Below are 10,483 nucleotides of genomic sequence, written 5' to 3'. Positions count from 1 at the left end.
CCGCCACAAGAGTTATCACCGACGAACGCCCTTCGAGACGAGGTCCGGGGACGACTTCTCTCGTCTCGCGAAGCCGGGCTTCGCAAGCGGGGTCGTACTCACAGACAGACATCTCGCGCCGGGGGAAATCATTGATTTCCCTCGTCTTCATCCAGAAAGGACGGAAGTGCGTTACCCCCTCAACTTACCCCCGGAACGGCGGAGATCAACGCTGATTCGAGTCGAGATTCGCACTTAAATTGATTGACTCCAGCAAACCCCGGCAGGGCTTAGGAAAATGGCGATTTCGCCTCAATCAATAACTGGAATCGGTAAGCATGACTTAGAGGCGGACAGCAAGACGGCGAGGGAGCTTGCGCTTCCTCGCCGTTGAAATTCTTACATTCTTTTACGAAATGCCTGTTAAGGGCCTTCCGTAGCCGTCGCATTGCGTCGTTTGACGAAGCCGTGAAGACCCGTCCGAGCGCCCGTGCGAAATCAGGCGGCCGACAGCTTCTTCAGCTGGGCGGCCAGACGGCTCACCTTGCGCGAGCCGGTGTTCTTGTGAACCACGCCCTTGGACACGGCGCGCATCAGTTCCGACTGGGCGGTGATGAACGCAGCCTTGGCGGTTTCCACGTCGCCGCCCGTGACGGCTTCCTGGAACTTGCGCAGGTAGGTGCGAACGCGGGTGCGGCGGGCCTTGTTCACTTCGGTCCGCGCTTCGATCTTGCGGATCGCCTTGCGGGCGCCTGCATTGTTGGCCATCGGGTAAAAACCTTCGAACGAAAACGCCGTAAACCACACGTCCACGGCGAGAAAATCTCAAGAGCGGGCGGCTATAGCGGAAAGCCCCCGAACGGTCAACGCGATCCGGCGGGAATTGAGTCGGGGCCGGGGTTTGCGCCTCGTTTCATCCGGCCCCGACATGGATTCAGCGGCCGGTGAAGGCGGGCTTCCGCTTCTCGACGAAGGCGGCCATGCCCTCCTTCTGGTCGTCAAAGGCGAACAGGGAGTGGAACAGGCGACGCTCGAACACCACTCCCTGCGCCAGGGTGGTCTCAAAGGCGGCGTTGACCAGTTCCTTATTGGCCATGACGGCCAGGATCGACTGTCCGGCGATCTTGGCGGCGGCGGCGCGCGCCTCGTCCAGCAGGGCGTCAGCGGCGACGACGCGGGACACCAGACCCGAGCGTTCGGCCTCGGCGGCGTCCATCATCCGGCCGGTCAGGCACATGTCCATCGCCTTGGCCTTGCCCACGGCGCGCGTCAGGCGTTGCGAGCCGCCGATGCCGGGCGCCACGCCCAGGTTGATCTCGGGCTGGCCGAACTTGGCTGTCTCCGAGGCGATGATGAAGTCGCACAGCATGGCCAGCTCGCAGCCGCCGCCCAGGGCATAGCCCGACACCGCCGCGATGATCGGCTTCCTGAAGTTCGCCACCCGGTCGTGCGCGCGGGCGAAGAAGTTGCCGCGGTACATGTCGGCATAGGCCTGATCCGCCATCTCCTTGATGTCGGCGCCGGCCGCGAAGGCCTTGGCCGAGCCGGTCAGGACGATGCAGCGGACGCTGTCGTCGTCAGCCACGCTCTCGAGGAAGTCGCCCAGTTCGCCGGTCAGGGTGGTGTTCAGCGCGTTCAGCGCCTCGGGCCGGTTCAGGGTGACGACCGCATAGCCGTCCGCGCAGCGTTCGATCAGCAGGGTGGAATAGGCGTCGGCCATCAGGCGCTCCTCTCAACTCGTTCGGGGCAGGTCTAGCGCCTCGGGCGGCTCACAGGAACACCCCTCAACCCTTCTGGCAAACCGGACAGAAGAAGGTCGAGCGGCCGCCCTGCACGATGCGCTTCACCACGCCGCGACAGCCCTCGGTGCGGCACGGCTCATGCTCGCGGCCATAGACGTCGAAACGGTGCTGGAAATAGCCCTGTCCGCCCTCGACATTGGCGAAGTCCTTCAGCGTCGAGCCGCCCGCCGCGATGGCGTCGGCCAGGACGTTGCGGACCTCGACCGCCAATCGCTCCAGCCGGGGGCGGCTGACCTTGCCCGCCGCCGTCAGGGGCGAGATGCGCGCCCGGTAAAGCGCCTCGCACACATAGATGTTGCCCAGACCCGCAACGATGCTCTGGTCCAGCAGGCTGACCTTGATGTTCTGCGCCTTGCCCGCGAAGGCCTCGGCCAGATGGGCGCCCGAAAAGGCGTTGCCCAGCGGCTCTGGCCCCAGTTTGGCGAACCAGGCGTGGCCTTCGACCGCCTCGGTCGGGATCAGGCCCATGAAGCCGAAGCGTCGCGCATCGGCATAACCCAGCCGCGTCAGCACCCCGTCCCGGTCGGCGGTCAGGCTCATATGCTCATGCTTGCCGACGACGGGGGCGTCCGTCTCGAACAGGCCGGGGGCGACGCCTTCCAGAGTAAAGCGGCCGGTCATTCCTAAGTGCGTGATCCAGGTCTCGCCGGTCGACAGGGGAAACAGCAGATATTTCGCCCGCCGGTCCAGCCGCAGCACCGTCGCCCCGTCCAGCCGCTCGACGAAGCGTTCGGGAAAGGGAAAGCGCAGGTCCGGCCGGTTCTGGCGCGGCGCGCTCAGGCGAGCGCCTTCCAGCACGGGCTGAAGGCCGCGACGGACGGTTTCGACTTCGGGCAATTCGGGCATGGACGACAGCTTAGGCGCGGGCGGCTTCTCGGGCGAGGGGGGAAGGGATTATAGGCGGGGGATGACCATGCTTCTCTACGGCCGCCCGCCCGCCGTGTTCAATCCACCCGCGACGGCGACCCAGACCTCGCCCCTGATCCCCGGTTCTACGGCGTTGGAGGCGATCGCGCCCGGATCGGCCGACGGGGTGATGCTCTACGCCCCGCCCGGCGCGGTGGAGCGGCGCTATACGCTGGCCCTGGCGCTGAAGGCCCTGAAGCCCGGCGGGCGACTGGATGTCATGGCGCCCAAGGACAAGGGCGGTTCGCGGCTGGGCAAGGAGCTGAAGGGCTTCGGACTTGAGGTCGCTGAGACGGCCAAGGCCCATCATCGCCGCTGCATCGTCATCCGGCCCGAGACGGTCGAGGGACTGGACGCCGCCATCAAGGCGGGCGCGCCGCGCGTGGTTCCGGGGCTGGAGGCCTGGTCCCAGCCGGGCGTCTTCGCCTGGGACCGGATCGATCCGGGCACGGCCCTGCTGGCGCAGGTGTTGCCGCCGCTGAAGGGGGCGGGCGCCGATCTGGGCTGCGGCTTCGGGGCGCTGTCGACGGTGGTGCTGCGCGCGCCCGCCGTGACGGCCCTGCGGCTGATCGACATCGACCGGCGGGCGGTCGAGGCGGCGAAGCGCAATGTCGAGGACGCGCGAGCGCGCTTCGACTGGGCCGATGTGCGGACGCTGGAAGCGGCGGGCGATCTGGACTTCATCGTCAGCAATCCGCCCTTCCACGACGGCGGCGCCGAGGACCGGCGGCTGGGTCAGGCCTTCATCCGCAAGGCGGCCGAGATGCTGCGGAAGGGCGGGACCGCCTGGATCGTCGCCAACCGCCATCTGCCCTATGAGGCCGAACTGGACGTGGCCTTCAAGGGGGTACGGATGGTCCTGGATCAGGGCGGCTACAAGATTTTCGAGGCGGTGAAATAGTGGCGGGCAAAGTTCCTACATCCCGCGTGGACAAGCTGTTGGGCTCGATGGGCTACGGCTCGCGGGCCGAGATGGCCCGGCTGGGCAAGGCGGGCGGCATCGTGCTGGACGGCGCCGATCTGACCGACGTGTCCAGGCGCATTCCGGTGACGCCCGATCTGCCGAACCGCATGGAGATCGACGGCGAGCCGTTGGATCCTGTGCCGGGCCTCGTCATCCTGTTGAACAAGCCGCTGGGCATGACCTGCTCGCACAAGGAAGACGGGGCGCTGGTCTATGATGTTCTGCCCGACCGCTGGCGGCGGCGCGATCCGGCGATCTCGACCATCGGGCGGCTGGACAAGCAGACCTCGGGCCTGTTGCTGCTGACGGATGACGGCGACCTGCTGCACCGGGTGATCAGCCCCAAGCGCCAGGTGGCCAAGGTGTATCGCGCGACGCTGGCGCGGCCGCTTAACGGGACGGAGGGCGCGCTGTTCGCCTCGGGAGAGCTGGTGCTGGAGGGCGAGGACAAGCCGCTGGCGCCCGCCGTGCTGGAGGTGGTGTCGCCGACCGAGGCCCTGCTGACGGTGACGGAGGGCCGCTATCACCAAGTGCGCCGGATGTTCGCGGCGGCGGGCAATCACGTCGAGGCGTTGCACCGCGAGAGGCTGGGAGGGCTGTCGCTCGGCGATGATCTGGCGCCGGGGCAGTGGCGGCTGTTGAGCGAGGACGAGATCGCGTCGATCTTCGCCTCCTAACTCCGCTCATCCCGGCGGACGCCGGGACCCAGTGAGAGCCCCATACGCCGCGTTTGCCGCCAAAGCACTGGGCCCCGGCGTCCGCCGGGGTGAGCGGGGAGAAAAGGGCGTGCTTGACCTCTTCCCCACAGTCGCGCACCTCCCTGTCATGACCCTGACCAAGATCTGCGGCCTGACGACGCCGGATACGCTGGATGCGGCGCTGGGTGGCGGGGCGGCCTTTGTCGGGGCGGTGGTGTTTCCGAAGAGCCCGCGTCACATCACGCCGCTGCACGCCGCCACCCTGTTCGACCGGGCGCGCGGGAAGGCGAAGGTGGTCGCCGTTCTGGTCGATCCCGACGACGCCCTGTTGAGCGAAGTCGCCCTGATCCTGCGGCCCGACTTCATCCAGTTGCACGGCCATGAGGCGCCGCAGCGCGCGGCCGAGGCGCGGCGGCTGACGGGGGCGGGGGTCATCAAGGCCCTGCCGATCCGGGACGAGGCGGACTTCGCCGGCCTCGCCGACTGGACCGGCGTCGCCGATCATCTGCTGTTCGACGCCAAGCCGCCGCAGGGAGCCGATCTGCCCGGCGGGGTGGGGGCTTCGTTCGACTGGCGGCTGATGCAGAACCGGGCGCTTCCCGCAAACTGGTTCCTCGCGGGCGGGCTGTCTGCGGAAAATCTCACCGAAGCGGTGCGGATTTCAGGGGCGCCTATGGTTGATGTCTCCTCTGGCGTTGAAAGCGCGCCGGGTGTTAAGGACCCAGCCCTGATCAAAGCTTTTCTGGACGCCGCATCGCGGTCCTGATTTCGTCGCCTTCCTCCCTGAAGACTTTCGTGTGCCCGATATCGTGAACGCCCCACTGTCGAACTCCTACGCCTGGCCCGACGCCGAAGGGCGCTTCGGCCCCTATGGCGGCCGCTTCGTGCCCGAGACGCTGATGCCGCTGATCCACGAACTGGACGCGGCCTATAAGGCGGCCAAGGCGGATCCGAGCTTTCAGGCCGAACTGGACGGCTATCTGGAGCATTACGTCGGCCGCGCCAGCCCGCTCTATTTCGCCGAACGGCTGACCGAGCATTTCGGCGGCGCCAAGATCTGGCTGAAGCGCGAGGACCTGAACCACACCGGCGCGCACAAGATCAATAACTGCATGGGCCAGATCTTGCTGGCCCGCCGCATGGGCAAGACGCGCATCATCGCCGAGACCGGCGCCGGTCAGCACGGGGTCGCCTCGGCCACCGTCTGCGCCCGTTTCGGCCTGCCCTGCACTGTCTACATGGGCGCTGTCGACGTGGCCCGGCAGCAGCCGAACGTCTTCCGCATGAAGCTGCTGGGCGCCGAGGTCTCGGCGGTGACGGCGGGGGCGGCGACGCTGAAGGACGCCATGAACGAGGCGATGCGCGACTGGGTCACCAATGTCGCCGACACCTATTACATCATCGGCACGGCGGCGGGCCCGGCGCCCTATCCGGCGATGGTGCGCGACTTCCAGTCGGTGATCGGCAAGGAGATCAAGGCGCAGGCCCAGCGTCAGATCGGTCGCCTGCCCGACGCCGTCATGGCCTGCATCGGCGGCGGATCGAACGCCATCGGCGCCATGCATCCCTTCATTGAGGACGAGGCTGTTCGTCTGATCGGGGTCGAGGCGGCGGGCCACGGCCTGGACACCCCCGCCCACGCCGCCAGCCTGAAGGGCGGGCGCTCGGGCGTGCTGCACGGCAACCGCACCTATCTGTTGCAGGACGCCGACGGTCAGATTCTGGAAGGCCACTCCATCTCGGCCGGGCTCGACTATCCGGGCGTGGGGCCGGAACACGCCTGGCTGCACGACCTGGGCCGGGGCGAATATCTGTCGACGACCGACGATGAGGCGCTGGAAGCGTTCCAGACCCTGTGCGAACTGGAAGGCATCATCCCGGCGCTGGAGTCGTCGCACGCCCTGGCGCGCGCCGGCGAGGTGGCCCGGGAACTCGGCAAGGAGGGCGATCTGGTCATCGTCCTGTCCGGCCGGGGCGACAAGGATATCAACACCGTGGCCCAGCATCTGGGCGTGGAGCTGTGATGATGAAGACCCTGCTGATCGCCGCCGCCATGGCGGCCTTTTCTCCGACCCTGACCCTGGCGCAGAACACCGCGGCGCCCGCCCCCCAGGCGCCGGTGCAGACGGCGCCGACCGTCCCGCCCGGCCCGGCGGCGACAGGAATGCCGGTCCTGCCTCCGGCGACCGAGGCGGCTGACTGCGGCGGCCTGCTGCGCAGCCCAGCCTTCTGCGTGACGGCGCAACTGGACCAGATCGGCGCCCTGGCCGACGCCTATTCGGAACATCTGGCCTCGCTGAACTGGCTGGCGGCGGATGGCGACGACAACCGCGTCATCTTCGTGCGACGCCGCGAGGGCGGCGGCTGCGACGGCCTGCAGATGGTCGCCTTCTATGACGAGAGCAAACCGGCCGAGGCGACGGCGCCCGGCTATCTGGGCTTCGCGGTCATTCCCGGCGACGTCTGCACCTCGGGCCCGGCCTCGCCGGTCGCCGGAACCCTGCCGCAATGACGACCGCACGCATCGACGCCCGTTTCGCCAAGCTGAAGGCCGAGAACCGGGCCGGCTTCGTCCCCTATGTCATGACCGGCGATCCCAGCCGGGACGAGGCGCTGGAGATCCTCAAGGGCCTGCCCGCCGCCGGCGCCGACCTGATCGAACTGGGTCTGGCCTTTTCCGACCCCATGGCCGAGGGGCCGCCGATCCAGCGCGCCGCCCTGCGCGGGCTGAAGGCGGGGATGACCCTGCGCGGCACGCTCGATCTGGTGGCCGACTTTCGCAAGGGCGATCAGGACACGCCGCTGATCCTGATGGGATATCTGAACCCGGTGGAATCCTACGGCTATGAGGTCTTCGCCCGCGATGCGGCCGAGGCCGGGGTGGACGGCATCATCGTCGTCGACTGCCCGCCGGAAGAGGCCGGGCCGCTGTCCGCCGCCCTGGACGCGGCCGAGGTTTCGCTGATCCGGCTGGCCACGCCGACCTCCGATGACGAGCGGCTGAAGGTCATCGCCGAGGGCACGTCCGGCTTCGTCTACTACGTCTCGGTCGCCGGGGTGACCGGGGTGAAGGAGGCCGTGGCCGCAGAGGTGGCGCCCGCCGTCGAGCGCGTGCGCCGCGCCTCCGGCCTGCCGGTTGCGGTCGGCTTCGGCGTCCGCACGCCCGAACGCGCCGCCGAGATCGCCCGCGTCGCCGACGCCGTCGTCGCCGGTTCGGTTTTCGTGAACGAAGTCGCCGCCGCCCTTGAGGCGAACGAACCGGCTGTCCCGCGCGTTCTGGCCAAGGTGAAGGCGCTGTCCGATGCGGTGAGAACCGCGCGGACGAGTGCATCCCAAAATAGTGCTTTCCTCGCGGAAACCGTCTAAAGGCCCGCCCATGGTCGATAAGAATCCCGAGAACAAGCCGCGCGGCGGTTGGCTGTCGCGTTTCGCGCCGGGCGTGCGCAAGATCGTCAGCCCGCGCGACACGCCGGACAATCTGTGGGTCAAGGACCCGGACACGGGCGAGATGCTGTTCCGCTCGGACCTGGAGGCGGCCCTGTGGGTCACGCCGTCGGGCCGTCACATGCGGATCAACGCCCCGACGCGCCTGAAGGCCACCTTCGACGACGGCCTGTATGAGGCGATCGACACGCCCGACGTGCCCGAGGATCCGCTGAAGTTCTCGGACGGTAAACCCTATCGCGACCGCCTGTCGGCGGCGCGCAAGGCGGCGGGCCGCAAGGACACCATGGCCATCGGCTATGGCCGCATCGGCGGCGTCCCCGCCGTGGTCATCGTTCAGGACTTCACCTTCATGGGCGGGTCGCTGGGCATGGCGGCGGGCGAGGCCTTCATCGCCGCCGCGCGCGAGGCGGTGAAGCGCAATGTTCCCTTCGTCTGCTACACGGCCGCAGGCGGGGCGCGGATGCAGGAAGGCGCCCTCAGCTTGATGCAGATGGCCCGCACCACCCTGGCCGTTCAGGAAGTGAAGGCGGCCAAGCTGCCTTACGTCGTGGTTCTGACCGACCCGACCACGGGCGGGGTCACGGCCTCCTACGCCATGCTGGGCGACGTTCACCTGGCCGAGCCGGGCGCCCTGATCGGCTTCGCCGGTCCGCGCGTGATCGAGACCACCATCCGCGAGAAACTGCCGCCGGGCTTCCAGCGCGCCGAATACCTCAAGGACAAGGGCATGGTGGACAAGGTGGTGTCGCGCGCCGACCTGCCGACGACGCTGGGCCTGATCCTGTCCATGCTGATGAGCGGAACCGCCCAGAAACAGAAGGCGGCGTAAAGCCAGTCCCCATGGACCCGATCTCGGAACGCCTGCGCGCCCGGCATCCCCAGCGCATCGACCTGTCGCTGGATCGGATGCGGGCCCTGTGCGAGGCGCTCGGGAATCCGCAGGACAGGCTGCCGCCGGTGGTCCATGTCGCGGGCACGAACGGCAAGGGCTCGACGGTCGCCCTGATCCGCGCCATCGCCGAGGCGGCGGGCCTGCGCGTCCATGCCTACACCTCGCCGCATCTGGTGCGGTTCAACGAGCGCATCCGCCTGGCCGGGACGCTGATTACCGACGACGCCCTGAACGCCATCCTCGACCGGGTCGAGGCGGCCATGGCTGATACGGGCGGCGAAGCCACGGTGTTCGAAAGCACCACGGCGGCGGGCCTTCTGGCCATGAGCGAGACCCCTGCCGATCTGGCGATCATCGAGGTGGGCCTCGGCGGCGTGCTGGACGCCACCAACGTCATCGCCCGGCCCCTGCTCAGCGTCATAACGCCTGTCGATCTGGACCACGCCGAGTTTCTGGGCACGACCATTGAGGGCGTGGCGGGCGAGAAGGCGGGCATATTGAAAGCGGGCGCACGCGGCGTCGTGGCGCGTCAGTCCGAGGCGGCCATGGCCGTTATCGAGCGCCGCGCGGCCGAGGTCGGCTCGCCCCTGACCGTCATGGGCGTCGACTTCGACGCCTGGGCCGAACGCGGGGGCCTCGTCTATCAGGATCAGGAGCGGTTCCTCGACCTGCCCGCGCCCGCCCTGTCCGGCGCGCACCAGTTCGACAATGCCGGCGTCGCCATCGCCGCCGCGCTGGAACTGGACCTGCCCGAAGCCGCCATCGCCGAGGGGCTGAAGGCCGTGCGTTGGCCTGCGCGGATGCAGCGGCTGACGGCCGGCCCCTATGCCGACAAGGCCCAGAAGGCCGACGCCGAACTGTGGCTGGACGGCGGCCACAACCCGCACGCCGCCCGCGCCCTGGCCCGCGCCCTGTCCGACCGCCAGGCGCGGGCGCCGCGCCCCACGGCCCTGATCGTCGGCATCCTGGCCAACAAGGACGCCGGCGGCTTCTTCGAGGCCCTGAAGGGGATCGACGCCCAGGTTTTCACCGTCGGCTTCGAGGGTACGGCCGCCGAGCCGGAGGCCCTGGCCGCCGTCGCGCAGGGACGGGGTTTCGGCGCCATGGCGGTTGAATCGGTGGACGCCGCGCTGGACCGCGCCCTGGCCCTGGGCGCCGGAAGGGTGGTCATTTGCGGCTCGCTCTATCTGGCGGGCGAGGTGCTGGGCGCCAGCCGCGAGACCTGGCCGGTCTGAACCAAGCGCGCCGCCTCTCCCTCCCCTTCATGGGGAGGGTGGTCGCGCAGCGACCGGGTGGGGAGGGCTTGGGCGAAGCAGGCAAAGAAAAAGGCGGCGCCCCGTTCGCGGCGCCGCCCCCACCCGGTTTCGGCCTGACGGCCTCAACCACCCTCCCCATGAAGGGGAGGGAGAATGTCGTGTCAGTCCGCCTTCACGCCGGCTTCGGCCAGCCATTCGACGATCTTGCCCTTGGGCATGGCGCCGACCTTCATCGAGGTCATCTGGCCGTCCTTGAACAGCATCAGGGTCGGGATGCCTTTCACGCCCATCTTGGACGGGACCATGGGGCTGTCGTCGATGTTGACCTTGGCCACCGTGACCTTGCCCGCCAGTTCGTCGGCGATCTGCTCCAGCGCCGGGCCGATCTGCTTGCAGGGGCCGCACCACTCGGCCCAGAAGTCCACCAGCACGGGGGTCGAGGACTTCAGGACGTCGGCGTCGAAGCTGTCGTCGGTGACTTTCACAGTCGCCATGAATGATCTCCTTAAGAGCGCTATCGCTCGCCGCGCGGCGGCTCG

12 protein-coding genes are annotated in these 10,483 nt (G+C 68.4%); 8 read left to right on the top strand and 4 right to left on the bottom strand.

Annotated features, from left to right (window positions below; all coding sequences use genetic code 11):
- Positions 1-477: 477 nt before the first annotated feature.
- The 3 genes from rpsT to mutM form a co-directional block, all read right to left on the bottom strand.
- The gene (gene rpsT / locus RSD66_RS15475; RefSeq protein WP_024355020.1) at positions 478-747 is read right to left on the bottom strand and encodes a 30S ribosomal protein S20; all 270 of its coding nucleotides are present in this window, start codon (positions 745-747) and stop codon (positions 478-480) included.
- A gap of 166 nt (positions 748-913) precedes the next feature.
- The gene (locus RSD66_RS15470; protein WP_415288553.1) at positions 914-1,699 is read right to left on the bottom strand and encodes an enoyl-CoA hydratase; all 786 of its coding nucleotides are present in this window, start codon (positions 1,697-1,699) and stop codon (positions 914-916) included.
- A gap of 64 nt (positions 1,700-1,763) precedes the next feature.
- Complete coding sequence (gene mutM, locus RSD66_RS15465; protein WP_415288552.1) at positions 1,764-2,627, bottom strand: bifunctional DNA-formamidopyrimidine glycosylase/DNA-(apurinic or apyrimidinic site) lyase; 864 nt, start codon at positions 2,625-2,627, stop codon at positions 1,764-1,766.
- A 61-nt stretch (positions 2,628-2,688) separates the two neighbouring features.
- Between mutM and RSD66_RS15460 the strand changes: the two genes are divergently transcribed.
- The 8 genes from RSD66_RS15460 (at position 2,689) to RSD66_RS15425 (ending at position 9,923) form a co-directional block, all read left to right on the top strand.
- Entirely contained in the window at positions 2,689-3,588 is a 900-nt protein-coding gene (locus tag RSD66_RS15460; RefSeq protein ID WP_415288551.1) for a class I SAM-dependent methyltransferase, read from the top strand.
- The gene (locus RSD66_RS15455; RefSeq protein WP_415288550.1) at positions 3,588-4,328 is read left to right on the top strand and encodes a pseudouridine synthase; all 741 of its coding nucleotides are present in this window, start codon (positions 3,588-3,590) and stop codon (positions 4,326-4,328) included. Before RSD66_RS15460 ends, RSD66_RS15455 begins: the two co-directional genes overlap by 1 nt.
- Before the next feature lie 148 nt (positions 4,329-4,476).
- The gene (locus RSD66_RS15450) at positions 4,477-5,115 is read left to right on the top strand and encodes a phosphoribosylanthranilate isomerase (RefSeq protein ID WP_415289611.1); all 639 of its coding nucleotides are present in this window, start codon (positions 4,477-4,479) and stop codon (positions 5,113-5,115) included.
- 43 nt (positions 5,116-5,158) lie between these two features.
- Positions 5,159-6,373: a tryptophan synthase subunit beta gene (gene trpB / locus RSD66_RS15445; RefSeq protein WP_199683798.1), complete on the top strand. Its 1,215-nt coding sequence runs from the start codon at positions 5,159-5,161 to the stop codon at positions 6,371-6,373.
- Positions 6,373-6,861: a hypothetical protein gene (locus RSD66_RS15440; RefSeq protein WP_415288549.1), complete on the top strand. Its 489-nt coding sequence runs from the start codon at positions 6,373-6,375 to the stop codon at positions 6,859-6,861. The genes trpB and RSD66_RS15440 overlap by 1 nt, the downstream gene beginning before the upstream one ends.
- Positions 6,858-7,715: a tryptophan synthase subunit alpha gene (trpA, locus tag RSD66_RS15435; protein WP_415288548.1), complete on the top strand. Its 858-nt coding sequence runs from the start codon at positions 6,858-6,860 to the stop codon at positions 7,713-7,715. The genes RSD66_RS15440 and trpA overlap by 4 nt, the downstream gene beginning before the upstream one ends.
- A gap of 10 nt (positions 7,716-7,725) precedes the next feature.
- Positions 7,726-8,625 carry an acetyl-CoA carboxylase carboxyltransferase subunit beta gene (locus RSD66_RS15430; protein ID WP_415288547.1) on the top strand — a complete coding sequence of 300 codons (900 nt, stop codon included), beginning with the start codon at positions 7,726-7,728 and terminating at the stop codon, positions 8,623-8,625.
- A gap of 11 nt (positions 8,626-8,636) precedes the next feature.
- Positions 8,637-9,923 carry a bifunctional folylpolyglutamate synthase/dihydrofolate synthase gene (locus RSD66_RS15425; RefSeq protein WP_415288546.1) on the top strand — a complete coding sequence of 429 codons (1,287 nt, stop codon included), beginning with the start codon at positions 8,637-8,639 and terminating at the stop codon, positions 9,921-9,923.
- Positions 9,924-10,105: 182 nt separating this feature from the next.
- On the opposite strand, the gene trxA is transcribed toward RSD66_RS15425, so the two are convergent.
- On the bottom strand, positions 10,106-10,438 hold the full coding sequence (gene trxA / locus RSD66_RS15420) for a thioredoxin (RefSeq protein ID WP_003168818.1): 333 nt from the start codon (positions 10,436-10,438) through the stop codon (positions 10,106-10,108).
- Between the last annotated feature and the right edge of the window lie 45 nt (positions 10,439-10,483).

This window comes from Brevundimonas sp. S1H14, from assembly GCF_047716865.1.
Taxonomy (GTDB): Bacteria; Pseudomonadota; Alphaproteobacteria; order Caulobacterales; family Caulobacteraceae; genus Brevundimonas; species Brevundimonas naejangsanensis.
The sequence above is the reverse complement of the archived record's forward strand: the minus strand, read 5'-3'. Positions and strand labels throughout refer to the sequence as shown.